Origin of the sequence: Prochlorococcus marinus CUG1438, from assembly GCA_017644325.1 — a bacterium.
GTDB classification, from domain to species: domain Bacteria; phylum Cyanobacteriota; class Cyanobacteriia; order PCC-6307; family Cyanobiaceae; genus Prochlorococcus_A; species Prochlorococcus_A marinus_AA.
This window is the reverse complement of sequence record JAEPLS010000001.1, coordinates 237,364-261,323: the sequence shown is the minus strand read 5'-3', so window position 1 is coordinate 261,323 and position 23,960 is coordinate 237,364. Positions and strand designations below refer to the sequence as shown.

The following is a 23,960-nucleotide window of genomic DNA, read 5'->3' as shown; positions in this document are numbered from 1 at the left end:
AAAAAATACAGATAATTTCTAGACTTTATTTAAGATAATTTTCTGATTAAATTGAGTACTTATTTTGTTACACATTTTGAGACACAAATGTTGGGAACTTTGGGTGCAGGATTGTCAACTTTTCCTTGGCTTTCTGCAGCAATTTTGTTCCCGATTTTTAGTGCGTTTGTGATACCTTTTTTCCCAGATAAGGGAGATGGTAAAGAGGTTAGATGGTTTGCCTTGTCTATTGCATTAATAACTTTTTTGATAACTGTGGGCTCATATATCAATGGATTTGATATTAATAATGAAAATCTTCAACTTAAAGAAAATATTAAATGGCTACCTGATTTAGGTCTAACTTGGTCTGTTGGTGCCGATGGCATATCAATGCCTTTAATACTATTAACTAGTTTTATAACTGCTTTGGCAGTTTTAGCTGCATGGCCAGTCAAGTTCAAATCAAAGTTATTTTTCTTCTTGATATTAGTGATGGATGGTGGCCAAATAGCTGTTTTCGCAGTTCAAGATATGCTTTTATTCTTTCTTACTTGGGAACTTGAATTAATCCCGGTGTATTTACTATTAGCTATTTGGGGTGGCAAAAATAGACAATATGCCGCAACAAAATTCATTATTTATACAGCTGGCAGTTCTATCTTTATTCTGCTAGCAGCATTGGCAATGGGTTTCTACGGTACAGAAATTCCTAACTTTGAGTTTTCTCATTTGGCAGCACAAGATTTTAATCAAAAATTCCAAATCCTCTGTTATGTGGGTCTTTTAATTGCATTTGGAGTAAAACTTCCAATAGTACCTCTTCATACTTGGCTGCCAGATGCTCATGGAGAGGCTACAGCTCCTGTTCATATGCTTTTAGCTGGCATTTTATTGAAGATGGGGGGATATGCCCTTTTAAGATTTAATGCACAATTATTACCCGTGGCCCATGCTCAATTTGCTCCATTATTAATAGTTCTTGGAGTAGTAAATATAATTTATGCTGCATTAACTTCTTTTGCTCAAAGAAATTTAAAAAGAAAAATTGCATATAGTTCAATAAGTCACATGGGCTTCGTCCTAATTGGAATAGGGAGTTTTAGCAGTTTAGGAACAAGTGGTGCAATGCTACAAATGGTCAGTCATGGATTAATTGGGGCTAGTTTATTTTTTCTTGTTGGAGCTACCTATGATAGAACAAAGACTCTTAAACTTGATGAAATGAGTGGTGTAGGACAAAAAATGAGAATTATGTTTGCTCTATGGACTGCTTGCTCGCTTGCATCACTTGCCTTGCCTGGTATGAGTGGTTTCGTTTCAGAGTTAATGGTATTCACAGGTTTTGTCACTGATGAAGTTTATACTCTTCCTTTTAGGATAGTCATGGCTTCTTTAGCTGCAATAGGAGTAATACTTACTCCCATTTATCTTCTTTCAATGTTGCGAGAAATTTTCTTTGGTAAAGAAAATCCTCAATTGGCTGAAGAAAGAAAACTTATTGATGCTGAGCCAAGGGAAGTTTATATTATTGCTTGCTTACTTTTGCCCATAATTGGAATTGGCTTATACCCAAGATTAGTTACTGAAAGTTATCTTGCATCTATTAATAATTTAGTAGATAGAGATTTAACTGCTGTTAAAAGTGTTGTTAAAACAAATATTTTCTCTGGGACTAAAGAAAATGACATTTTCAAGGCTCCAAAAATATAATTTCTTAAATTAATGCAATATTCTTTGCGTTACATAAAGAAGAGGATATCTTATTAGTAGTTGTTAATTAATTTCAAATATCCTATTTAAACTCCATTGAAAGGCAACAACTAGGACCTAGATTGTTGATTAAGTTTCTTCAAGATGCCGCTGGCAAAGGTGATCTTGATCCATGGGATATTGATGTTATAAGTGTAATTGATAGTTTTTTAGAGCAATACTCACACGCTTTTGAACATACTTCAAAAAGTAATAATACGTATCACAAGGATTTATCTGAGACAAGCGAGGCTTTTTTTGCCGCTTCCGTATTAGTTAATTTAAAAGCGCAAGTTTTAGAATCTGATGTTTTCAAAGAAAGTTCTTCAGATTTTGAAGATAATTTTGACGTGGATGATCAAGATTGGATTGACCAAGAATTTGATATTCCAAAATACCCTGAAAAATATTTAAGAAGAAGATCCATAGCACAACCAATTCTTAAACGTACAACAACACTAGGCGAACTTGTAAGTCAATTAGAGTCAATTGCTGAACTTATAGAAACTCAAGATCTTCTCCTTATGAAGAGAAAAAGAAATAAAAAATATTCTGATAAGGCTTTAATTTCTCATGTAAAGTCTTTAGCACATCGTGAGAAACTTCCTGAAACAACAAAAGAATTAGGTAAATTTCTTGATAGATGGGAAAAAGCTCTTCAGTGGACTGACTTTGAAGATTTAGTCAAGACATGGCAAGAAGAAGGAAAAAATGATTTAGATAAAGATCGTCTTGGTGTTTTTTGGGCTTTGTTATTTTTATCCTCTGAAAATAAAGTTGAGATAAAACAAATTAATTCCTTATATGGCCCAATACAAATTAAAAGAATAATTCCTGAAGGAGGTTTAGCTCAATTGCCTATTGAAAATCTTGAGGTTAAAAATATCTCTTCTAATGCTTTCTAATTGCTAAATAGTAATAACGTATAATCTTTAAAAAGAGGTTTTAGAATTCATGAAGGCAATGATACTCGCAGCAGGAAAAGGTACTCGTGTTCAGCCTATAACTCATATTATACCAAAACCAATGATACCTATTTTACAAAAACCTGTAATGGAGTTTCTTTTAGAGCTACTCAAAGAGCATGGCTTTAAAGAAATAATGGTTAATGTTTCTCACCTAGCTGAAGAAATTGAAAATTACTTCAGAGATGGTCAAAGATTTGGTGTTGAGATAGCCTATAGTTTTGAAGGCAGGATTGAAGATGGAGAATTAATTGGAGATGCTTTAGGTTCGGCAGGAGGATTAAAAAAAATCCAAGATTTTCAAAATTTTTTTGATGAAACTTTTGTAGTACTTTGTGGCGATGCTTTAGTTGACTTAGATTTGACTGAAGCAGTTAAGAAACATAAAGAAAAGGGCGCAATTGCAAGCTTAATAACTAAAAAAGTAACTAGAGATCAAGTATCAAGTTATGGAGTAGTAGTTTCAGATAACAATGGTCGAATAAAAGCCTTTCAGGAAAAACCATCGATAGATCAAGCTTTAGGAGATTCTATTAATACTGGTATCTATCTTTTTGAACCTGAAATTTTTAATCACATTCCATCAGGAGAAAAATTTGATATTGGTGCTGATCTCTTCCCTAAACTAGTTGAAATGGATTTGCCATTTTTTGCCCTCCCAATGGATTTTGAGTGGGTAGATATTGGAAAAGTTCCCGACTATTGGAGTGCTATCCGTAATGTTTTGCAGGGTAAGGTTAGACAAGTAGAGATTCCTGGTAAAGAAATTAGACCTGGAGTGTTCACTGGATTAAATGTGGCCGCAAATTGGGAAACAATTGATGTTTCTGGTCCAGTATATATTGGTGGGATGACTAGAATTGAAGATGGTGCAAAAATTATTGGTCCTGCAATGATCGGCCCAAGTTGTTGTATTTGCGAAGGTGCAATAATTGATAATTCAATTATTTTTGATTATTCCAAAATTGGTAAGGGTGTGAGGCTAGTTGATAAATTAGTCTTTGGCCGTTACTGTGTGGACAAAAATGGGGACCATTTTGATTTGCAAGATGCATCTTTGGATTGGTTGATAACAGATTCAAGAAGATCTGATATGACTGAACCATCTCCTCAGCAAAAGGCAATGGCAGAATTATTAGGTACTGATTTGATTAATATTCCAGATTAAGTTCAGCTTTTTCAAGAATCGTCGGAATTAGATATTCAGTTCTTACTGCCATTAGATGAATACCATTTGCGATATTAATATAATCGTGAGCTTGTTCAGCTGCGATTTGTATACCTTCTTGTAGAGGGTCTTTGGCATCTTTAAGACGATTTAAAATATTTTCAGGGATGTTTGCTCCTGGGACATATTTATTTATGAAAAGAGCATTTTTGTAAGACTTTAATAAGAAAACACCTGCAATAACTGGGATTTCAAGAGGTTCACTGATTTCTTCACAAAATTCTATTAAATTTTCTTTTTTCATAACCATTTGAGTTTGTATGAATTGAGCTCCAGCTTCTTTTTTTCTTTGAATTCTATTTTTTAAACTTTTTTGATTTCTGCAACTGGGATCTGCAGCGGCTCCAGCAAATATAACTGTTTTTTTATCGGGAAGTTCTTCAAAAGTAGGATCAATTCCTTTATTGAAAGCCTGAATTTGTTGAAGCAATCTTACTGACTCATACTCGTGAACCGGCTTGGAGTCCTGTTGATCCCCAGCTTTTACTGAATCACCAGTAATGCATAAGATATTTTTAATTCCTAAGGCATTTGCTCCAAGAATGTCAGATTGTAAAGCAATTTTATTACGATCTCTACATGATATTTGCATTACTGGCTCTATCCCATTTTCCAGTAATAGTTTGGACATTGCTAAGCTACACATTCTCATTACAGCTCTGCTTCCGTCTGTAATGTTAACAGCGTGTACCTTATCTTTCAAGAGTTGTGCTATCTTAAGAGATCTTATGGGGCTCCCACCTCTAGGCGGCATTAACTCTGCTGTTACTACCTTAGATTTTTTTTCTAAAGTCTGCTGAAGTTTTGATTTCAATTGCTTTTGTTTCCTACTTGGTTAACAAGTGTAGTTAGATTGCTAAACTTAATTAATATAAAAAAGGAACTGTTTAAATGCAAATGGTTGAAGAAGAAGTAAACAACATTGATATGATGGGTCTCTCATCAAGAGAGATGGAAATCATTGATCTCGTAGCTGATGGGCTTACTAACCAAGAGATTGCTGTGAAACTTACTATTAGTAAAAGAACTGTTGATAATCATGTAAGTAATATGTTTACTAAAACAGGTTCTAAAAATAGAGTGGCACTTTTAAATTGGGCTATGGATAATGGAAAAATCTGTAGAGATGGGTTTAATTGTTGCTCTCTCCCTGATTCTGATCAATAGTAGTGCCTTTTACTTTTTTCCTATCGTTAGCTAAATCCATTAAACAATAATTTGTAGAACCTAATTCGAAGAGCTCGGCATATGCTATGCAAACTTCTTTGTCTGAATCAACAAATCTCAAGATTCCTTCCTTATCGTAAAGACCATACATTTGAAAAATGAATTTTGACGTCAAATTATAAAGAAAATATAAAGGAAAGAAGGGTGTTTTGGCTAGTTGTTTCTTTTCGTTACTAGGTGGTCCCCTTTCCATTTTGAAAAAGGTTTTTTTGAAAGACGGAAATTGGAGTAACGTTTAAGTCCAGTAATTTCTTTTGATATAAAAGATGGAAGCCTTAAATCTTCCTTTTCATTAGAAAGTTCAACTTCGGCAATTACAAGTGGGTAATTATTTTCTTTGAAGCAATCTATAATCCAAGATTTATTTTCAACTTCTAAAAAAAATCTTTCTTTTTTAATTGTATTTGAAATGTTTGCCATTATGATTTCGCCATCTTCTGGTGGAATGGAGTATTCAAATTCAAAGTTGGTAAAGCTTTCAATATGTTTTTTGATTGCAATTTTATAATCTTGACCTGTGAACCTTATTCTAATAATCCAATCATCTAAGCTTTTTGATAAGTATCCTTGTTCAATAAAGATTTTTTTTGTGATGCATTTTTTCCAGTTATTATTTTTTATAAGAAATCGTCTTTCTATTTCTAAGGCCATTTAATTTTTTAGAGATAAATCGCCTTTCCAATCTAGTTTTTTTATTAAAGTATTGTAATAGTTTGCACTTTTTTTAAACTTTATTATCTTGCAGGGCGATTCCCCTTTTTTGATCTCACAATAATAATTTTCCTTAATAGTCATGCATTTTGAACCGTCTCTCCATAATTTAATTTCCCCTTTACTTTTTTTTACTGGTTTAATGATTACCTTGCTAGTGTTAGGTATAATTATTGGTCTACTAGCTAAACTCATTGGACATATAGGGTTAATTATCATCGCATCAATGTCAGGATGTACTATTGGACCACCAGCAGCCATCGAGTATGCCGTTGAACCAGTAGATGTTGATACTATTAATCCATCACCTTTATATTCGTTTACCTTTTCATTATCAATTTCAATTTGTATTTGGTTGGTAGGAGAAATATCCTCTTCAACTGATTTAAAATAAAAGTCATTTAACGCGTGATAGCTTTTAATAATTTTTTTTTCAGGACTTACTCCACTAATACAAACATCACAATTTAATCTATTCCGAAAATCAATTATATATTCTTCTTTTTCAAGAATTTCAATAAAAGATTTGTCAAATAAAAAATCTTTTTCTTGTGTAAGAAAACCCAAATTGCCACCAATATTAATACTCAATAAAGGAATATCAAGAGCAGTTAATAAATTTGCACATTTTAGGAATGTTCCATCACCACCAAGAACGATTCCAATATTTGGTTTAGATTCTGAATTACAAAGATATTTTTCAATTTTATCTTTATGAAAATCGCTTTCGATTCTTATTGATTTAATATTTTTGACTTTGAGAATTTCTTCACAAAATTTAGAAGCCTCTAACGCTGAAGGACTGTTTGAACGATATATAATGAGCACTAATGAAAGTTTCATTTAATGCTTTTACCATTTTAATAAATTAAAACTTTCCATATCTACAGTCACTCTATTCCTGTAAAGCGATAACAATATAGCTAATCCAACAGCTGCTTCTGCCGCTGCAACAGTAATCACAAAAATTGTAAAAACTTGTCCTTGAATTAAATTATTATCGATATAGGAAGAAAATGCCATCAAGTTAATATTTACCGCATTGAGCATTAATTCAATACTCATAAGAACTCTGACTGCATTTCGGCTATTTAATAATCCCCAAATACCAATGCAAAATAGTGCTGAGGACACTACTAAAAAAGCTTGAATAGGAATTGATTCTAAATTCATCATAAAAAAGTTGAATGGTTAATTTTTATTTGTAAGTAATGGTTCTGATGATTTTTCAATTAACTCTTGATCAACAGGTAATCCTGTCGAAATATCTTTGCTCATTACATCTCTTCTCGCTAAAACAATAGCCCCAATCATTGCCATTAAAAGTAAAACTGATGCTACTTCAAATGGAAGTAAATAATCACTAAATAAATGCTCACCAATTCTGATGGTAGAATCTTCTCCTATGGAGTTTTGAGGATTTGATAGGCTCCACACATTGGTCAAATCAACTCTTATTAAGAGACTTAGTAGGGTTAGACAAATCGATGTTGATATAATTCTTCTCGATCTAATATCATTGATAGGCTTTAAGTCTTCTTTTTTATTGACTAGCATTATTGCAAAAATTATTAATACATTTACTGCACCCACATATACTAAAACCTGGGCTGCTGCAACAAAACTTGCATTTAAAAGAAGATATAATCCAGCCACACTCATGAAAACTCCGCCAAGAAGAAAGGCCGAATAGACAATACTTTCGAGCAATACAACACCAAGTGCTCCAATAAGGACAACTAAAGATAGAACGCTAAAACAAATAAATTGTGTTGTTATTGCAATAGACATAAATTAATGGAGTTCAGTTGATTGGATTAGAAATTTTATCTTTATTTTCATTGGATTCAGGTCTCATCCAATCATAGACTTCATCAGGTAATTTACCAACTCTAGTGTCAGAAGCTGGAATTTCGTGAGGGTCCATTACTCCTTTAGGAAGATAGGCAAGTTCTCTTAGAGGTTTCACTGAAGGATCTGTTGTAACGTTTGTAGGTAATCTACCAAGTGCAACGTTATCAAAATTTAGATTGTGCCTGTCAAAAGTAGCTAATTCATATTCTTCGGTCATTGATAGACAATTAGTTGGACAATATTCAACACAATTTCCGCAAAATATACAAACTCCAAAGTCGATAGAATAATTTCTAAGTTCCTTTTTTTTGGTTTCTTTGTTCATTACCCAATCAACTACTGGAAGATTAATCGGGCATACTCTCACACAAACTTCACATGCAATACATTTGTCGAATTCATAATGTATTCTTCCTCTATACCTTTCAGAAGGTATTAATTTTTCATATGGATATTGGACAGTAACAGGTCTTCTTCGAAGATGATCAAAAGTTACTGATAAGCCATTATATAAATATTTACCAGCATTAAATGCTTCTTTAATATAGCTATTGATTTGCTGAAGGAAATTTTTCATTTTGAAGAATTTACTTAATTATTTTATCTTAGTGGATTAATTTAAAATTTAAGTATTTTTACTTAAGTTTAACCACCAAAGAATTGTGGAAAAGCAAGTTTTAATCCTGCAGTTATCAAAAGATTAGCAAGAGAAATTGGAAGAAGAAACTTCCATCCTAGATCTAATAGTTGATCTATTCTTACTCTAGGGGTTGTCCAACGTAATAATATTGCAATGAAAACTAAAAGATATGCTTTCAACACAGTCATTACAATTCCTATTGATGCAGTAAAAACTTGTATGAAGGGTGCATTAATGGGCAGATTTAGAAACTTCGCTATTAATTCAACTGGAATAGGAAAACCCCATCCTCCCAAATAAAGTATTGATACTAATAGAGCTGAAAGGATTAAATTAATGTAACTACCAAGGTAGAACAATGCGAATTTCATTCCTGCATATTCAGTCTGATATCCTGCAACTAATTCTTCTTCAGCTTCAGGTAAGTCAAATGGAAGTCTTTCACATTCTGCAAGAGCACAAATCCAAAAAATTATAAAACCAACTGGTTGTCTCCAAATATTCCAACTTAATATTCCAGCACCACTTTGTTGGTTCACAATATCAATAGTACTTAGAGAATTGGTCATTAGTACTACAGCCAGTACAGATAAAGCTAAAGGTATTTCGTAACTTATTGATTGAGCAGCTGCTCTTAATCCTCCTAATAATGAATATTTATTATTTGATGCATATCCACTCATTAGAAGTCCAATTGGCTGGATACTGCTTAGAGCGATCCATAGAAAAATTCCAATACCAACATTACTAATTAAAAGGTTTTGTCCAAAAGGAACAATTAGCCATGAAAGAATAACTGGGACAAGAACTAGTATAGGCCCTGCAGTAAAGAGGATTCCATCTGCTTTAGCAGGAATAATATCTTCTTTGACAAGTAACTTAAGACCATCTGCAATTGGTTGAAGGACCCCTAGCGCTCCTGCATATTCAGGACCTATTCTTTGTTGAGCGGCAGCTGATATTTTCCTTTCAAGCCAAACTGTTACTAAAACGCCAACAACTGCCGCTATTAAAACCAAAAGCATGGGTAGAGGAAGCCAAATTATGTGAGCAATTTCACTAGAAATCCCAAATCCTTTTAAAAATTCATTAAAACTATATTCGAGATCTAATCCGTATTCCAAAATTTTTATGTTATTTACTTTACAGATTAACTCCTAACAAACAATATGTGTGTGTTTTTTTGAAAAGCTGCAAATATTATTCTCTATTTTCTAAGCTAATCCATTCTCTTGGTTCTGAACCAGTATAGATTTGCGATGGTCTGAAAATTCTATTTGCTCCAAGTTGCTCTCTCCAATGAGCTAACCAACCAGCCACTCTAGATATAGCAAAAATTGGAGTAAATAAATCACGAGGAATACCAAGTTTTCTATAAACAAGACCAGAATAAAAATCTACGTTAGGGAATATACCCTTAGGTCCAAGTCTCGGTATTGCCTCTGCCTCAAGTGATTTAGCAACTTCATACATTTCATCTACTCCAAATCTAATAAAAAGTTCTTCTGCCAGTTTTTGAAGAATTATTGCTCTTGGGTCTTTAACTTTATATTCTCTGTGGCCAAAGCCCATTATCTTACTTTTATTTTTTATTGCATTATCTAAAAAAGAACCAGCATTTTCTGGGGTTTTAATCTCTTCTAACATTGCAATCACATCCTCATTTGCTCCTCCATGCAGTGGGCCAGCCAGGGTTCCTACTGCAGAGGCGATGACAGCATATGGGTCTGTAAGAGTACTTGCAGTAACTCTTGCGCTAAATGTACTTGCATTTAAACTATGTTCAGCATGTAGAATTAAGCACCTATCAAAAACTTTTGCAGCTATAGGATCTTGTTCTTTTTCAGTCAGCATGTAAAGAAAATTTGATGAGTAAGTTAAATCATCTCTAGGTTGAATTGGGTCTTGTCCTTTTCTAATAAGTTGAAAAGCCGCAATCATTGTGGGTATTTTTGCTATTAGTCTTATCACAGCGTTGTAGATGTAATTAGGATCATCTATTGCTCTTCGTGAATAGAATAGCCCCAAAGAAGCCGCACTAGATTGAAGAGCATCCATAGGATGACCAGTTGCAGGGAAACATTTCATCATATCTCTGACTCTAAAACTTAACCTTCTATGCATCTGAACTTCTTGTTCAAAATCTCTCAATTGAATAGCTGTTGGCAATTCACCCCAAATCAATAGATAAGCAGTTTCTAAAAAACTGCTTTTTTTGGATAGTTCTTCTATGGAATAGCCTCTATACAATAATTTACCTTTATTGCCGTCAATATCACAGATAGATGAATTAGTAACTGGTACACCCTCTAATCCTGGTTTTAAAATTAGTTTTTTATTATCCAATTGCTTAATTCAATATCAAATACTTATAGATTAAAGATAGTCAAATAATTTTTAATTAACCACAAGTTATTAACTTCACAAAAATTTCAAATGATTGTCTTTGAAGCTTATTTGAATAACTTGATTAAGGTATTTTAAAACTTGTTTCTGTATAAAGAATTGGATTTTTTTCTGGAATAGATTGACTTATGATTTCAAGATATTCTTCATTTGATATTTTTAAAATATTTCTAATGAGAAAATTAAGATCTTCCAAATCAGGTAAATATTTGATTTTATTGGAATTTTCATCTTTGATATCAACTTTGGCAAAAAGAAAAGTAGATTTATCTTTATAACTTTTTAGATTAAAAAATTTTTTTGAGATTGTTTCTAGCTTTTCACTATCTATTAAAAAATTACTTATGAACTGCAAACCTTCTGATTCTATTGAATAGATATTTTCAAAAGTTAATTGTTGTATTGCATCGTTTTTTTCTTCAAGAATATCTTTGGAGTATATTGAGTAAATATCTTCATTTTGTTTTAAAGTATATTTGTTGAAATCTTTTAGTTTTTTTAAAGCACTTAAATCAAGTTGATTTTCAGTATTTTTTTCAAATGTCAAAAGCCAATCTTTTTTTGAATTGATAATAAAGATATTTTGATTTGTATTTTGGTTAAAATCTTCAAAAAAACTTTGTTCAAAATTATTTATAAAAGGTTTTAGATATTTTTCAAAATTCTTAATTTCAGTAAAAATTGAAATTTGAGGGTTAACTTTATGCGTATTTTCTTTATTTGTAAACTTATCATAAGAAAGAATATCAATATTTTTTTTATTATTTAGTAAATATGATTTTAAAATTAAATGTTTATTTTTTAAATCAAACGTAGTAGCTACAATATCCTCATTTTTATTAGTAAAAATTTCTTTATCAAAAAATATACTTTCCCCAAATTGTTTTGTAAATAATATATTTTTTTGATTTTTGAGTCCAAAAAGTTCTCCCTCATATTGAAATTTTTTATCTTTAAAATTATTACTAGAGTTAATACTATTTTTGATCAATCTTTTATCTGATGAAGCAATTATATAATTATCGTGGGTTCGGTATATATAGTTAAGGAAATTTATTTTGTTTTCTCTATTAATTGAAATTATCTCATCAATTTGATCAATTTTATTAGGCAAATTTAATAAATCGTCTATTGTTTTTTCTGGCTTAATTTTAAAAATAATCAAAATATCATCTTTAAGCTTTTTACTATTTTCAAAAAATGAAATTATAAGTTCATTGTTATAGATATCTTCAAATTTATTATTGCCTAGATCTATACCAAGGTAATCTAATATAGAGTCTTTTATTAAAACACAGTCATCTTGGTTTGTTGAATTTTTATCTTTTTCATTATTATTAATAATATGAAAACTATCTAAATTTGAAATAAATAATAATTTATTGTTTTCAGGTATATATCTTAAGATATTTAGTTGCGCAATATTTGTACTTTGCTCCTTATTTTTTTTTGCAGAAACTTTATTAAAACCAAAAAAAAGTAATAAAGAAATTAATAGTATTATTGCTACTACTCTAAGTTTCATTATCAATGTTTATTTTTATTTTTAACAATAAAATTCCTACTGCAACTTAATTTATTAAATTGTAAATAACACATAATTTATCCTACAAATTGGGAAGTTATCCAAAATCTATAAATGCTTCTAGTCTCAATGATTGGTTTAATTCTGAGAAAGAAGATCCAGTTTTGATTGATGTAAGAGAACAGTCAGAGCTTGAAATAGCTCGTTTCTCAAAAGAATTTCTACATATACCAATTAGTAAAGTCACATCGGAATATGTTGAAGAAATATTTGCTGGTTTATTAGATAGAGAAATTGTAGTTACCTGTCATGCAGGAATAAGAAGTTATAACTTCTCTCAATGGTGCTTGGATAATAATATTGTGAGCGAAATATGGAATTTGGAGGAGGGTATTGATGGATGGAGTAGATATATTGACCCATCAATCCCAAGGTATTGATTAAATATCTAATGAAGATGCAACAGTATTAACATCTTTGTCACCTCTACCAGAGCAATTGATAACTATATGAGTATCTTTTTCAAGAGTAGGGCATAATTTATTTAACCAAGCAAAGGCATGGGAAGTTTCAAGTGCAGGTATAATTCCTTCTAGTTCACTAACCAGTTTTAAAGCGTCTAAAGCTTCTTGATCTGTGACTGATCCATATTCTGCTCTACCTATATCTTTTAAATGGCTATGTTCAGGTCCTACCCCAGGGTAATCTAAACCTGCACTTATTGAGTGAGCTTCTTGTACTTGACCATTATCATCTTGCAAGAGAAGACTCATTGATCCATGCAAAATTCCAACTGACCCTTTAGTGATAGTGGCAGCATGTTTGTCAGTATCAACTCCGCTTCCTGCGGCTTCAACTCCAATAAGTCGCACAGAAGTTTCTTTAACAAAAGGATGGAAAAGCCCCATTGCATTTGATCCCCCACCTACACAAGCAAGCAAAATATCGGGCAAAGATCCAAATGATTCCAAACATTGTTTTTTAGTTTCTTCACCTATAACTGCATGAAAATCTCGCACAATCTTTGGGAAAGGGTGTGGGCCTGCAACAGATCCTAAAATGTAGTGTGTAGTTTCGACATTAGAAACCCAATCTCTAATGGCCTCACTAGTAGCATCTTTAAGTGTTGCAGTTCCAGAATTTACAACTTTAACTTCAGCTCCTAAAAGTTTCATTCTGAAAACGTTAAGGGATTGCCTTTTTATGTCTTCTGCACCCATGTAGATAATACATTTCAAGCCAAATCTCGCACAAACAGTAGCAGTAGCAACTCCATGCTGACCTGCTCCAGTTTCTGCAATTATTCTTTTTTTGCCCATTCTTATTGCCAATAATGCTTGTCCAAGCGCATTATTAATTTTGTGAGCCCCAGTATGATTTAAATCTTCCCTTTTAAGCCATATTCTAGGAGTTGCTTTTTTATTTTTGTAATGTTCAGTAAGTCTTTTAGCTTCATAAAGTGGTGTTTCTCTGCCTACATAAGTCTTCAGTAGATGATTTAATTCTTCTACAAAAAGTTTATCTTTCCATGCATTAGATGCAGCGTCTTCAAGCTCAAAAAGTGCGGGCATTAGTGTTTCAGGAACATATTGACCACCATATTTTCCAAATCTTCCATCTTTGGAGGGTTGATTTAAATCTTCATTTTTATAGTTTTGATCTTTGCGAGAAAATGTACTTACCACTTTTTCTATAGAATAAGTATTAACTAACTATAGATTATATTTAAAATAATGGGAAAAAAGAATTGGATCGAATTTGATAATCAAGAAAAGAAATCTGAAGAAACAGCTAAGGTAGATACTTTTAAAAAAACATCAAAAATAAATATTTCAAAACAAAAAAAAGGTAAAAAGGGCAAAACTATAACTTTAATTAAAGGTTTAAGCACTGAGGATGAAATCTTATTAAAAGAATTACTAAAAAAAATTAAAGTTTTTTGTGGGACTGGAGGAACATTAATTGATAGAAATATCCAGTTACAGGGTGATATGGTTTCGAAATCAATTGAGTTTCTTCGTAAAGAGGGATTTCATAATTTATGAAGCAAGGGTTAGGATAGGTTTTTAATTTTGATGAAGTAAAAAATGAAAGAACAAAATCAAACAAAGTCAACCAATATAAAGTGGCACAACTTAACTATTGATAGAGAAAAGTTAGAGAAAATGAGAGGTCATAAAGGTATGGTTATCTGGTTTACAGGTTTATCTGGTTCTGGCAAAAGTACTTTGGCCAACGCTTTAAATGAAGTTTTACACTTAGATGGTTTTTCGACTTATGTGTTGGATGGGGATAATATTAGACACGGTTTATGTAAAGATCTTGGGTTTTCGGATGAAGATAGAGAAGAAAATATAAGAAGAATTGGCGAAGTTGCGAATTTATTTATGAATGCTGGGATAATAACTATTACAGCATTCGTTTCGCCATTTATAAGCGATAGAGATAAGGTGAGAAAAATTATTGGATCTAAGGATTTTATTGAAGTTTATTGTGCTGCTGATATCACAGTTTGCGAAAATAGAGATACTAAGGGTCTTTATAAGAAAGCTCGTTTGGGAGAAATTAAGGAATTCACAGGGATTTCTAGTCCATATGAAGCTCCTCTTAATCCCGAAATTGTTGTTGATACAGGTGCGTTAGATTTAAATGATTCCGTTGAAAAAATTATTAACTACCTTAAAAAAGAAAACTTTCTTAACAAGACCTAATAGAAAAATATTAGTTCATTTACTTTGAAGATAATTATCAGGTCCAATATTTGATAACTTACTATTTTTAGTTCTTACCTGTGTATGTAGATTTTCTCTGAATTCTTTCAAATTTTTCTTTATGGATTCATCAAATAAACTGATCATCTCTATTGCCAATAATCCAGCATTCTGACCTCCATTAATCGCAACTGTTGCAACTGGAATTCCAGCGGGCATTTGAACTATTGATAAAAGAGAGTCAATCCCTTTAAGTGTCTTACTCTCTACTGGTACGCCAATTACAGGAATGCAAGTTATGGATGCCAGCATTCCTGGAAGATGAGCAGCACCCCCAGCACCGGCAATTATTACTTTTATGTTTTCTGATTCTGCATTTTTTGCATATTCCATCATTTCAATAGGTGTTCGATGAGCAGAAAGTATACAAACTTCAGTTTTTATTCCAAATTCACTTAAAATATCAATGGCTGGTTTCAATGTTTTTAGGTCTGAATCACTACCCATTACGACAGCAATTTTATAAATATCTTTAGAATTTAATTCTGACAAAATAACAAATCAATTCTTTCCTATAATGGCGTGCAATTAATTTGACGCCAGTTAGTTAGTATAAAAAGAATAAATTTTCATAGAATATTATGACGTCAAATAAGATTACCGAGAAAAGTGAAGTAAGGGAGTATTTTAATGGCACTGGCTTTGAAAGATGGAATAAAATTTATAGCAAATCTGATGAAATCAATACAGTTCAGAAAAATATTAGGAAAGGACATCAAAAAACTGTAGATGATGTAGTCTCATACATCAAAAATTATCCTGAACTAACAAAAAAAAGTTATTGTGATGCAGGTTGTGGTGTAGGAAGTCTTTCCATACCTTTATTAAGACTCGGTATAAAAGAACTTCAGGTGAGCGATATTTCTTCTGAAATGATAAAAGAAACAAAAAAACGCATTCATGAATTAGGTTTGAGTCAAGGTAAAGTTAAATATGAAGTCTGTGATCTGGAAAAATTAAAAGGATTATTTGATGTTGTAGTTTGTTTGGATGTATTTATTCATTATCCTCAACCGGTCGCAGAAGAGATGGTTCAGCATCTATGCGATTTAAGCAAAGAAAAACTGATCGTTAGCTTTGCTCCTTATACTCCAGCTCTTGCTGTTCTAAAAAATATTGGAAAATTATTTCCTGGGCCAAGTAAAACTACAAGGGCATATACATTGAAAGAAAAGGGTATTATTAATGCTGCTAAAGAAAGAGGATTTAACGTTGTTAAAAAGAAATTAAATCAAGCTCCTTTTTATTTTTCAAAACTAATTGAATTCGAAAAAATTAAATAATTTACTTTACTAAATGATTTTCAAGTGCATAACGAACTAATTCTGTTCGGCTTGATGTACCTGTCTTGATAAAAAGTCTACTTACATATTTCTCAACATTTCTAATAGATGTTTCAAGCTTTCTAGCAATTTCCTTGTTCATCAGTCCCTCTGCTACTAGTTGAAGTACACTTGCTTCTCTAGGAGTAAAACTAGGAAGAATTTTTTTATTTTCTGGATCAGTCTGGTTTTGGTCTGTGAGCATAGATTTTATTTCAGTAATTTGTTTTGCCATTTTGCTTACGTCAATATCTGCGAATCTTGCCGCTTCTTTTAATAGTCGTTCTTGTCTGTTGATTACATTTTTAACTCTTGCAGCTAATTCATCGGGATCGAAAGGTTTGGAAATATAATCATCAACTCCTGCAAGATAACCTTCTGTTCTGTCTAGGGTCATTCCTTTTGCAGTTAGAAAAATAACTGGAGTTCCTCCTAATTTTTCATCCTCTCTAATTTTTTCTAGTAAATCATAACCGCTGGCTCTGGGCATCATAACATCGCTAATTATCAAATCGGGGAAAATTGTTTGAGCTTTTTCCCAACCATCCTCGCCATCAACTGCAATAAATATTTCAAAGCCTTCATCTTCTAGAAATGTTTTAACAGCTGTTCTTAAACCAGGCTCATCATCAACTAATAAAATTCTTGATTTTCTTACCGGTTCATTATTTATTTGATTAATTTCATTCATTTTTTCAATTCTTAAATTTGATTTTCTAGTAATAAACAGAATTTTATATACTAAACAATATGCTATCAACTCCCATTCTACTAGACTATCAATCTTCGACTCCTTGCTCTAAAGATGTTGTTGATTCTATGAAACCTTTTTGGAGTGAGATATTTTCTAACCCTGCAAGCAAATCTAATTTGGCGGGGATTAACGCGAGCGCTATATTGGAAGCCTCAAGAGAAAAAATAGAACAAAATTTATTTCTTAAGAATAAAAAAGTTATTTTTACAAGCGGGGCAACTGAATCTAATAACTTAGCCTTATTAGGTTTTGCTAGAAATTTCTATAAAAAAACAGGAAATTATGGACATATTATTACCTTAAAAACGGAGCATAAAGCTGTTTTGGAGCCCCTAAATCAACTAAAAAAAGAGGGATTTATGGTTACAGAAATTATTCCTGAGAAAGATGGCTTAATTTCAGAAGAACAATTCAAAAAAAATATAAGAGAAGATACATTTCTGGTGAGTGTTATGTTGGCAAATAATGAAATAGGAGTTATTCAGCCTGTAGAAAATATTTCAAAGATATGTAAATCGAGAGGAATAACTTTTCACTCTGATTTTGCACAATGTTTAGGTTATATCGAGTTAGACAATCTTTTATCAGATGTAAATATGATAACGATGAGTTCTCACAAAATCTATGGTCCTAAAGGTATAGGACTTCTTTTGATTGATGAAGAAATTAATCTTGAGCCTTTAATTGTTGGAGGAGGTCAGGAATATGGTCTCAGGTCTGGAACATTGCCTCTTCCTTTAGTAGTTGGCTTTGCTAAAGCAATAGAGATAGCAGTTTTTAATCAAAAAAATAATGCTGAGAAATTACTTTTTTATAGAAATATTCTTTTGGAGGGTTTGTTAGAAAATAATTCTGGTTTATTAATTAATGGCTCCATAAAAAAAAGATTGCCTCACAATTTAAATTTGACTGTTTTGGATTTAAACGGAGCAAAGCTTCATAAAGCTTTAAAATCCAAAATAATTTGTTCTAGTGGATCCGCATGCAGTAATGGTGTGCCATCTCATGTTTTACTAGCCTTAGGTAGATCTTTTAAAGAAGCAGAATCTTCAATAAGGTTAAGTATTGGATTAAGCACTAATTCAAAAGAGATAAAAGAAGCAATCCATATTATTACAAATACGATCAAATCATTACGTTAGAATTTATTGGATTCTTAATTGAGCAACTCTTAATTTTCCACTTCTAGCTCTTCTATTTAGTTCGACTTCTTGTTCGGAAGGAGTAATTGGTTTTTTTGTCAGGTTTTTTAGTCTTTGATCATTCTTAAAAAAACGTTTAACTAACCTATCTTCCACAGAATGAAAACTAATAATAGAGATAATTCCACCTGGCAATAGCCAATCAGGAACAATTTGCAAAAATTTTTCTAAAACTTCAATTTCTTTATTAACAGCAATTCTTAGTGCTTGAAATGTTCTTGTTGCTGGGTGTATTTTTTTATATCTTTGTTTTGGTGGGAAGCAGCCTGCAATAGAATACGCTAACTCTTTTGTCCCAGAATATTTCCCATTTTCCTTTAAATCCATTTTTATTTTTCTAGCAATCTTTCTTGATAATCTCTCATCTCCATATTTATAAATCAGATTAGCTAGATCTTTTTCATTTAAAGCCTCAATTAATTGCTCTGCATCAACCTCAAGAAGAGGATTCATGCGCATATCAAGTGGACCATCTTTTTGGAAACTAAATCCTCTTTTAGGGTCATCAATTTGGTTACTATTTACTCCAAGATCTGCAATCACAAAAGAAACTTTTTCTTTTGGTACAAAATCCGCAAAATTTGAAGCTTTTATATCAATTCTATTTTTAAATTCATCAAGTTTTTTTGATGCTGATTTTCTCGCGAATGGATCTTGATCAAGTCCAATTATATTTAAATCCGAATATTTTCTCAATAAATGATAAGAGTGCCCTCCTCCGCCTAAAGTTGCGTCTATTCCTTTAAGTTGTTTGTTATGTATTAATGGATAATGCTCTAATGAGGCCATAATCTCATCTGTCATAACTGATTTATGATTGAAAAAAGATGAATCAGATAGGTCAGTTTGCATAACTTTCGACTAAGATTTATTTAGAAGTTAAATTTTCAATGGCTCAGCTAGAGACTAGAACAGAACCAATGGTGGTCAATTTTGGCCCTCATCATCCCTCAATGCATGGGGTTTTAAGGTTAGTTGTAACTCTTGATGGCGAGAATGTCATTGATTGTGAGCCGGTAATTGGATATTTACATAGAGGAATGGAAAAGATAGCTGAAAATAGGACAAATGTAATGTATGTCCCTTATGTAAGCAGAATGGATTATGCAGCAGGGATGTTTTATGAAGCTATTGTAGTAAATGCTCCTGAAAGATTAGCTAATATTCCGGTTCCTAAAAGAGCAAGTTACATTAGAGTTCTAATGTTGGAACTTAATCGTATTGCTAACCATCTTTTATGGCTTGGTCCCTTTTTAGCAGACGTAGGAGCTCAAACTCCATTTTTCTATATTTTTAGAGAAAGAGAAATGATTTATGATCTTTGGGAAGCTGCTACTGGACAAAGGCTAATAAATAATAATTTCTTTAGGATAGGTGGTGTCGCATGTGATCTTCCATATGGGTGGTTAGAAAAATGTATAGATTTTTGTGATTGGTTTGGTCCTAAAATAGATGAATATGAAAAATTAATCACAAATAACCCAATTTTTAGAAAAAGAATTGAAGGTCTCGGAACAATACAAAGAGACCAAGCAATTAATTGGTCTTTATCTGGACCAATGCTTAGAGCGTCTGGAGTTTCCTGGGATTTAAGGAAAGTCGATAGTTATGAATGTTATGACGATTTCGATTGGCAGATTGCTTCAGAAAAAGAAGGAGATTGTTATGCGAGATATCGAGTAAGAGTTGAAGAGATGAGACAATCACTAAGCATCATTCGCCAAGCATGTAAGATGATTCCAGGAGGTCCAACAGAAAATTTAGAAGCCCAAAGAATGGCGACTGAAGATAAGAAAAGTGAAATATTTGGTATTGACTATCAATATGTAGCTAAGAAAGTTGCTCCAACTTTTAAAATTCCCAACGGAGAATTGTATACAAGATTAGAGTCCGGCAAAGGAGAAATAGGTGTATTTATTCAAGGAAACAATGAAGTTACTCCATGGAGATTTAAAATCAGAGCAGCTGATTTAAACAATCTACAAATATTGCCTCATATTCTCAAAGGTGCCAAAATCGCAGACATTATGGCAATCCTCGGCTCAATAGATGTCATTATGGGATCTGTTGATAGATAATTTATTTAAATGAAACCTGCTGATTGGTTAATATTGCAGAAGAAGGTAAGATTTGGTGATTGTGATTCTGCAGGTGTAATTCATTTTCATAACTTATTAAAATGGTCGCACGAAGCTTGGGAGGAAAGTATTGAAATTTATGGAATTCCTTATCAAGATATTTTTCCAGACTTCACTATACGTAAAAGCCAAATTATTTTTCCAATAGTAAATTGCGAAGCAAACTTCTTTGCACCTATAACAATTGGGGATTCTTTAAAAGTAAAAATTGCCCCTCATAAAATTAATACCCATTTGTTCCAAGTAAATAGCTTTTTTATAAAAAATGGAAATAAAGTAGCAGAGGGAAAAATTATACATTGCTCTTTAGATGTTGATTCAAGAAATAAAATAGAACTTCCCGATCAGTTAGAAAAATGGATAGAGGCTTCAAATGTAAGTACAAATTTAAAAGAATGCTAATTATTATTTTTTAAATTTATAGTTTATTTTTTCTGTACTGGTATTTTTGTTTTTAATAATCCACTTTTCAGGTTTTTCATGTTTAGGCCAACTTTGAGAAAATTTTTTTAATAAATTTAATGAATTCTCAATATTTTTATTATTTGTATGTTCTTTATATTCAACAATTATTTTAATTTTATTTCCCCATAATTTGTCGGATACTTTTGAAATATTGAATTTATTAATTGGGATATTTTCTTTCATAATGAAATCATTTAATCGAGATTCAATTACTTTTGGAAAAACGATTTCTCCTCCTGAATTAAAAGCGTTATCACTTCTTCCAAGAAAGTTTAAATATAAAGAATTATTGATTTGATTAATTTCACCTAAATCACCGGTGCACCACCACCCATTTTTATTTTTGAAATTTTTAGTTTTTGAAGAGTCTATTATTTCGATTCCAATTCTGGCTGATTTAATCTCGATTAATCCTTGTGCGTTAATTCTTATTTTTGTATCAGGTAGTATTTCTCCAACATTTTTAAAACCCATTAAGAATTCTTTTGGTTTTAAACTCGTAACCATTGCGGCTGTTTCAGTTGAGCCGTAACAGGGTGCTAATTTTATTTTTTCTTCTATACATTGCTCTGCAGTTTCGCCTGAAATTGAAGCTCCACCTACCCAAATTAGATCAAAAATTTTTAGCCAATTAATACCATCTTTTTGAGCTAAAAGTCTTTTTAATTGTGTAGGTACTAATGATGTAATTAAGTGTTTTTTGTTTTTTTTAAATTTAATTGTGAAAAGTAAAAGTTCTCTGGTTTTTTTTATTAAATTCGGAGAAATATTAATGCAATCACATCCCCAAGTTTGACTTCTAAAAACTGGCATTAATCCACTTATATGGTTCAGAGGTAAAGTGTTTAAAATTAAGCAGTTTTGCAATTCAAATCCTTGCTCTATAAGCCATTGACCTGATGAAGCTGCAGATAATTTAAGATTATCTAAATTGTGAAAACATTTTCTCGGTTTTCCAGAACTCCCACTGCTGTTTAAGATAATTGCTGGTCCATTAGCATTAATTGAATCTAATATATCTTCGTTTTTATAAAATTTGTTTTTTACATAAATAATTCTATTCTCTCTAATTTTTTTAATAATTTTCTCTATAGATTGAGTTTCATTATTTTCTACTTCAATAGTATGAATTTTATTTTTCATAATTGATCCCATATCTTTTTTGCTTCATTTAAAAATAGAAACGAATTAGGGAATTTATTCATTGCTAAACCAGGCACTTTTGGAGTTGGTCCTTTTAATTGTAAAGACGATAAATGATAAAGCCATCTTTTCCCTATTCCAGTTTCAAATGAGGTACTTATAGAAATTAAACCTTTTTTATTTTCTAATTCTCTTAAAAGCTTAACTGGATTATCTTCTTGAGAAGGTCTTCGAATTTGCCAACCCTTCCACTGATCAATCAAAGTTGGAAATTTTAAAAGTGATTCGTCTAAGGCTATTGGGATTTTTTTGTTGAGTTCTTTCATACCTTCAATATCATCAACACAGAGAGGTTGTTCTAACCAATCTATATTTTTGTTATCTTTCAAAATATCAGCCCATCTATTAGCTATCTTTCTCCCCCAAGAACCATTAGCATCTATTCTTAACTTAATATTATTGCCTATTTGGCTTAAAATTTCTTCTAAATTTGCTTCTTCCTCATGGTTATCTCTTAATGCTACTTTCCATTTTATGGTTACTGATTTTCCAATATTAGATTGTCTTTTTTTAATTTCATTAAGCTCTGAAATTATATTTTCAGAATTTAAAAGTATGGCTGTTTTATCAATTTCATCAAAGGGATAATTTTCTTTAAAAATTATTTTTCCATTTATCTCAGCTAATGCAGAATTTATTGCAGATTGAATGCATGGATGAAAAATATTTATTTGCTCAGATAAATTAAATACTTCTAAATTCTCAGGGATCATATTTAGTTGTTTTGAACATTTTTTTAAGTCTTCTTCTAGAAGAGGTGAAACTTCTCCAAATCCAATTTTTTTATCCTTACTTGTTAATTTAATTATCCAACCCAGTTTTGTAAGATGAGTGGTTTTAGAATTTTCTACTTTTGTGGATAACTTATAGCTATAAGATTTTTTTTTAAATATTAAGTTCATTTATTAAGTAAGTAATTAAATATTAATCCTGTGATTAAGCCAACTCCATTAAGAGTTTGAAATTTAATTGCGACGAATTTGGAATTTTTTATTTCATTAGGTTTTTTATACGAAGATTTTAATAACTTTATAAGTCTTATTGCTTGAGGAAAACTAATCAAATAAAGGATGCAAAATACTGGAATAAATCCAGTAACTATAGTTAAAAGTTGAAAAATATATATTGTAAAAATTATCCAAGGCACACATTGAGAACCTTTTTTTGCTCCTAGGCGAACTAAAGGTGAATTTTTCCCGTGCTTTTTATCTTCAGAAATTTGATGAAAATGAGAACAAAATAATACAAGAGTTGTTGCTAATGAAGGTCCTGAACCAAGTAATAAAGAAACTTTCCAGGGAATATCTTGTAAGTAAATATTAGAAGGATTTAACGCAATTAAGACTGCAGAGTAGGCAAAAGGTCCAAATGCAAGCCAGCATAATGGTTCTCCTAAACCTTGATAGCCAAATCTAAAAGGAGGTCCTTGATATAAATATCCTAAAAAGCAGCAAGATGCCACCAAAATCAAAATGTTTATACTTGTTGATACTGAAATAATTGAAATTATTAATAAACCAATAACTAATGATGTATAAGCAATAAATGAAACAATTTTTTTATTTTTTACAAGATTTACAATAGAATGGAATTTAAATTCATCGATTCCTGTTTCTGCATCGAATAAATCATTAGTTAGGTTTTCCCAAAGTAATATAAAAATTGCAGCTAAAGTAAATGCAATCAAATTATAAATTTTTACCTTTTCATGTTGATTGAGTATATAAGCCCCCGTTATTAAAACCGGAAGAATGGCAACAGAATAAAGAGGCCATTTTATCGCTTGTTTCCATAATTTTTTTTTATATTCGTCCATTT

The 23,960-nt window shown here is 31.5% G+C and carries 28 protein-coding genes; 11 read left to right on the top strand and 17 right to left on the bottom strand.

The window, feature by feature from the left end; all coding sequences use genetic code 11:
• Positions 1-87: 87 nt before the first annotated feature.
• The 3 genes from JJ847_01555 (at position 88) to JJ847_01545 (ending at position 3,864) form a co-directional block, all read left to right on the top strand.
• Positions 88-1,692 carry an NAD(P)H-quinone oxidoreductase subunit 4 gene (locus JJ847_01555; GenBank protein ID MBO6959571.1) on the top strand — a complete coding sequence of 535 codons (1,605 nt, stop codon included), beginning with the start codon at positions 88-90 and terminating at the stop codon, positions 1,690-1,692.
• Between the two features lie 122 nt (positions 1,693-1,814).
• Positions 1,815-2,636 (top strand): segregation/condensation protein A, encoded by an 822-nt coding sequence (locus JJ847_01550; GenBank protein ID MBO6959570.1) that lies wholly within the window; start codon positions 1,815-1,817, stop codon positions 2,634-2,636.
• A gap of 49 nt (positions 2,637-2,685) precedes the next feature.
• Entirely contained in the window at positions 2,686-3,864 is a 1,179-nt protein-coding gene (locus JJ847_01545; GenBank protein ID MBO6959569.1) for an NDP-sugar synthase, read from the top strand.
• On the opposite strand, the gene JJ847_01540 is transcribed toward JJ847_01545, so the two are convergent.
• Positions 3,848-4,738: a methylenetetrahydrofolate reductase gene (locus JJ847_01540; protein ID MBO6959568.1), complete on the bottom strand. Its 891-nt coding sequence runs from the start codon at positions 4,736-4,738 to the stop codon at positions 3,848-3,850. The two genes, JJ847_01545 and JJ847_01540, sit on opposite strands and share 17 nt — an antisense overlap.
• Positions 4,739-4,815: 77 nt before the next feature.
• Between JJ847_01540 and JJ847_01535 the strand changes: the two genes are divergently transcribed.
• On the top strand, positions 4,816-5,091 hold the full coding sequence (locus tag JJ847_01535; protein MBO6959567.1) for a helix-turn-helix transcriptional regulator: 276 nt from the start codon (positions 4,816-4,818) through the stop codon (positions 5,089-5,091).
• Here JJ847_01535 and JJ847_01530 read toward each other — a convergent pair.
• The 9 genes from JJ847_01530 to JJ847_01490 all read right to left on the bottom strand — a co-directional run bounded on the left by JJ847_01530 (position 5,057) and on the right by JJ847_01490 (position 12,287).
• On the bottom strand, positions 5,057-5,242 hold the full coding sequence (locus JJ847_01530) for a hypothetical protein (protein MBO6959566.1): 186 nt from the start codon (positions 5,240-5,242) through the stop codon (positions 5,057-5,059). The genes JJ847_01535 and JJ847_01530 overlap by 35 nt on opposite strands.
• Before the next feature lie 62 nt (positions 5,243-5,304).
• Positions 5,305-5,802, bottom strand: coding sequence for a CYTH domain-containing protein (locus tag JJ847_01525; protein ID MBO6959565.1), 498 nt, complete (start codon positions 5,800-5,802; stop codon positions 5,305-5,307).
• Entirely contained in the window at positions 5,803-6,705 is a 903-nt protein-coding gene (locus JJ847_01520) for an NAD(+) kinase (protein MBO6959564.1), read from the bottom strand. It lies immediately after the preceding gene.
• Positions 6,706-6,714: 9 nt separating this feature from the next.
• The gene (gene nuoK / locus JJ847_01515; protein MBO6959563.1) at positions 6,715-7,035 is read right to left on the bottom strand and encodes an NADH-quinone oxidoreductase subunit NuoK; all 321 of its coding nucleotides are present in this window, start codon (positions 7,033-7,035) and stop codon (positions 6,715-6,717) included.
• Positions 7,036-7,053: 18 nt separating this feature from the next.
• Positions 7,054-7,653 (bottom strand): NADH-quinone oxidoreductase subunit J, encoded by a 600-nt coding sequence (locus JJ847_01510; GenBank protein ID MBO6959562.1) that lies wholly within the window; start codon positions 7,651-7,653, stop codon positions 7,054-7,056.
• A 13-nt stretch (positions 7,654-7,666) separates the two neighbouring features.
• A complete protein-coding gene (ndhI, locus tag JJ847_01505; protein ID MBO6959561.1) occupies positions 7,667-8,293 on the bottom strand; it encodes an NAD(P)H-quinone oxidoreductase subunit I in 627 nt (208 codons plus the stop codon).
• Between the two features lie 68 nt (positions 8,294-8,361).
• A complete protein-coding gene (gene nuoH / locus JJ847_01500) occupies positions 8,362-9,480 on the bottom strand; it encodes an NADH-quinone oxidoreductase subunit NuoH (GenBank protein ID MBO6959560.1) in 1,119 nt (372 codons plus the stop codon).
• Between the two features lie 76 nt (positions 9,481-9,556).
• Complete coding sequence (locus JJ847_01495; GenBank protein ID MBO6959559.1) at positions 9,557-10,702, bottom strand: citrate synthase; 1,146 nt, start codon at positions 10,700-10,702, stop codon at positions 9,557-9,559.
• A gap of 124 nt (positions 10,703-10,826) precedes the next feature.
• Positions 10,827-12,287: a hypothetical protein gene (locus tag JJ847_01490; GenBank protein ID MBO6959558.1), complete on the bottom strand. Its 1,461-nt coding sequence runs from the start codon at positions 12,285-12,287 to the stop codon at positions 10,827-10,829.
• Between the two features lie 89 nt (positions 12,288-12,376).
• On the opposite strand from JJ847_01490, the gene JJ847_01485 reads away from it, so the two are divergent.
• Entirely contained in the window at positions 12,377-12,727 is a 351-nt protein-coding gene (locus tag JJ847_01485) for a rhodanese (protein ID MBO6959557.1), read from the top strand.
• Here JJ847_01485 and trpB read toward each other — a convergent pair whose 3' ends face one another.
• A complete protein-coding gene (trpB, locus tag JJ847_01480; GenBank protein MBO6959556.1) occupies positions 12,728-13,972 on the bottom strand; it encodes a tryptophan synthase subunit beta in 1,245 nt (414 codons plus the stop codon).
• 48 nt (positions 13,973-14,020) lie between these two features.
• On the opposite strand from trpB, the gene JJ847_01475 reads away from it, so the two are divergent.
• Both JJ847_01475 and cysC read left to right on the top strand, forming a co-directional pair.
• Positions 14,021-14,332 carry a translation initiation factor SUI1 gene (locus JJ847_01475; protein ID MBO6959555.1) on the top strand — a complete coding sequence of 104 codons (312 nt, stop codon included), beginning with the start codon at positions 14,021-14,023 and terminating at the stop codon, positions 14,330-14,332.
• 42 nt (positions 14,333-14,374) lie between these two features.
• Positions 14,375-14,998 carry an adenylyl-sulfate kinase gene (gene cysC / locus JJ847_01470; protein ID MBO6959554.1) on the top strand — a complete coding sequence of 208 codons (624 nt, stop codon included), beginning with the start codon at positions 14,375-14,377 and terminating at the stop codon, positions 14,996-14,998.
• A gap of 15 nt (positions 14,999-15,013) precedes the next feature.
• On the opposite strand, the gene purE is transcribed toward cysC, so the two are convergent.
• Positions 15,014-15,505: a 5-(carboxyamino)imidazole ribonucleotide mutase gene (gene purE / locus JJ847_01465; GenBank protein MBO6959553.1), complete on the bottom strand. Its 492-nt coding sequence runs from the start codon at positions 15,503-15,505 to the stop codon at positions 15,014-15,016.
• Between the two features lie 134 nt (positions 15,506-15,639).
• On the opposite strand from purE, the gene JJ847_01460 reads away from it, so the two are divergent.
• Positions 15,640-16,341 (top strand): magnesium protoporphyrin IX methyltransferase, encoded by a 702-nt coding sequence (locus JJ847_01460; protein ID MBO6959552.1) that lies wholly within the window; start codon positions 15,640-15,642, stop codon positions 16,339-16,341.
• Between the two features lies 1 nt (position 16,342).
• On the opposite strand, the gene JJ847_01455 is transcribed toward JJ847_01460, so the two are convergent.
• Positions 16,343-17,071 carry a response regulator transcription factor gene (locus tag JJ847_01455; GenBank protein MBO6959551.1) on the bottom strand — a complete coding sequence of 243 codons (729 nt, stop codon included), beginning with the start codon at positions 17,069-17,071 and terminating at the stop codon, positions 16,343-16,345.
• Between the two features lie 59 nt (positions 17,072-17,130).
• Here JJ847_01455 and JJ847_01450 point away from each other — a divergent pair, with 59 nt between their 5' ends.
• Positions 17,131-18,276: a cysteine desulfurase gene (locus JJ847_01450; protein ID MBO6959550.1), complete on the top strand. Its 1,146-nt coding sequence runs from the start codon at positions 17,131-17,133 to the stop codon at positions 18,274-18,276.
• 3 nt (positions 18,277-18,279) lie between these two features.
• On the opposite strand, the gene rsmH is transcribed toward JJ847_01450, so the two are convergent.
• The gene (gene rsmH, locus JJ847_01445) at positions 18,280-19,188 is read right to left on the bottom strand and encodes a 16S rRNA (cytosine(1402)-N(4))-methyltransferase RsmH (protein ID MBO6959549.1); all 909 of its coding nucleotides are present in this window, start codon (positions 19,186-19,188) and stop codon (positions 18,280-18,282) included.
• A gap of 38 nt (positions 19,189-19,226) precedes the next feature.
• On the opposite strand from rsmH, the gene JJ847_01440 reads away from it, so the two are divergent.
• Together JJ847_01440 and JJ847_01435 are read left to right on the top strand one after the other, a co-directional pair.
• The gene (locus JJ847_01440; GenBank protein MBO6959548.1) at positions 19,227-20,414 is read left to right on the top strand and encodes an NAD(P)H-quinone oxidoreductase subunit H; all 1,188 of its coding nucleotides are present in this window, start codon (positions 19,227-19,229) and stop codon (positions 20,412-20,414) included.
• Between the two features lie 9 nt (positions 20,415-20,423).
• Complete coding sequence (locus JJ847_01435) at positions 20,424-20,876, top strand: acyl-CoA thioesterase (protein MBO6959547.1); 453 nt, start codon at positions 20,424-20,426, stop codon at positions 20,874-20,876.
• 3 nt (positions 20,877-20,879) lie between these two features.
• On the opposite strand, the gene JJ847_01430 is transcribed toward JJ847_01435, so the two are convergent.
• Genes JJ847_01430 through JJ847_01420 form a run of 3 tightly spaced genes read right to left on the bottom strand, consistent with a single transcriptional unit; the run spans position 20,880 to position 23,958 of the window.
• Positions 20,880-22,094, bottom strand: coding sequence for an AMP-binding protein (locus JJ847_01430; protein ID MBO6959546.1), 1,215 nt, complete (start codon positions 22,092-22,094; stop codon positions 20,880-20,882).
• A complete protein-coding gene (locus JJ847_01425) occupies positions 22,079-23,044 on the bottom strand; it encodes an o-succinylbenzoate synthase (protein MBO6959545.1) in 966 nt (321 codons plus the stop codon). The genes JJ847_01430 and JJ847_01425 overlap by 16 nt, the downstream gene beginning before the upstream one ends.
• Positions 23,041-23,958, bottom strand: a complete 918-nt coding sequence (locus JJ847_01420) for a 2-carboxy-1,4-naphthoquinone phytyltransferase (GenBank protein ID MBO6959544.1) — start codon at positions 23,956-23,958, stop codon at positions 23,041-23,043. The genes JJ847_01425 and JJ847_01420 overlap by 4 nt, the downstream gene beginning before the upstream one ends.
• Positions 23,959-23,960: the final 2 nt, after the last annotated feature.

Coding starts and splice junctions, on each gene's coding strand:
- JJ847_01555 (MBO6959571.1), top strand. CDS start 88: ATGTTGGGAACTTTGGGTGCAGGATTGTCAACTTTTCCTTGGCTTTCT.
- JJ847_01545 (MBO6959569.1), top strand. CDS start 2,686: ATGAAGGCAATGATACTCGCAGCAGGAAAAGGTACTCGTGTTCAGCCT.
- JJ847_01535 (MBO6959567.1), top strand. CDS start 4,816: ATGCAAATGGTTGAAGAAGAAGTAAACAACATTGATATGATGGGTCTC.
- JJ847_01530 (MBO6959566.1), bottom strand. CDS start 5,242: ATGTATGGTCTTTACGATAAGGAAGGAATCTTGAGATTTGTTGATTCA.
- JJ847_01525 (MBO6959565.1), bottom strand. CDS start 5,802: ATGGCCTTAGAAATAGAAAGACGATTTCTTATAAAAAATAATAACTGG.
- JJ847_01520 (MBO6959564.1), bottom strand. CDS start 6,705: ATGAAACTTTCATTAGTGCTCATTATATATCGTTCAAACAGTCCTTCA.
- nuoK (MBO6959563.1), bottom strand. CDS start 7,035: ATGAATTTAGAATCAATTCCTATTCAAGCTTTTTTAGTAGTGTCCTCA.
- JJ847_01510 (MBO6959562.1), bottom strand. CDS start 7,653: ATGTCTATTGCAATAACAACACAATTTATTTGTTTTAGCGTTCTATCT.
- ndhI (MBO6959561.1), bottom strand. CDS start 8,293: ATGAAAAATTTCCTTCAGCAAATCAATAGCTATATTAAAGAAGCATTT.
- JJ847_01490 (MBO6959558.1), bottom strand. CDS start 12,287: ATGAAACTTAGAGTAGTAGCAATAATACTATTAATTTCTTTATTACTT.
- JJ847_01475 (MBO6959555.1), top strand. CDS start 14,021: ATGGGAAAAAAGAATTGGATCGAATTTGATAATCAAGAAAAGAAATCT.
- cysC (MBO6959554.1), top strand. CDS start 14,375: ATGAAAGAACAAAATCAAACAAAGTCAACCAATATAAAGTGGCACAAC.
- purE (MBO6959553.1), bottom strand. CDS start 15,505: ATGGGTAGTGATTCAGACCTAAAAACATTGAAACCAGCCATTGATATT.
- JJ847_01460 (MBO6959552.1), top strand. CDS start 15,640: ATGACGTCAAATAAGATTACCGAGAAAAGTGAAGTAAGGGAGTATTTT.
- JJ847_01455 (MBO6959551.1), bottom strand. CDS start 17,071: ATGAATGAAATTAATCAAATAAATAATGAACCGGTAAGAAAATCAAGA.
- JJ847_01450 (MBO6959550.1), top strand. CDS start 17,131: ATGCTATCAACTCCCATTCTACTAGACTATCAATCTTCGACTCCTTGC.
- rsmH (MBO6959549.1), bottom strand. CDS start 19,188: ATGCAAACTGACCTATCTGATTCATCTTTTTTCAATCATAAATCAGTT.
- JJ847_01440 (MBO6959548.1), top strand. CDS start 19,227: ATGGCTCAGCTAGAGACTAGAACAGAACCAATGGTGGTCAATTTTGGC.
- JJ847_01435 (MBO6959547.1), top strand. CDS start 20,424: ATGAAACCTGCTGATTGGTTAATATTGCAGAAGAAGGTAAGATTTGGT.
- JJ847_01430 (MBO6959546.1), bottom strand. CDS start 22,094: ATGGGATCAATTATGAAAAATAAAATTCATACTATTGAAGTAGAAAAT.
- JJ847_01425 (MBO6959545.1), bottom strand. CDS start 23,044: ATGAACTTAATATTTAAAAAAAAATCTTATAGCTATAAGTTATCCACA.
- JJ847_01420 (MBO6959544.1), bottom strand. CDS start 23,958: ATGGACGAATATAAAAAAAAATTATGGAAACAAGCGATAAAATGGCCT.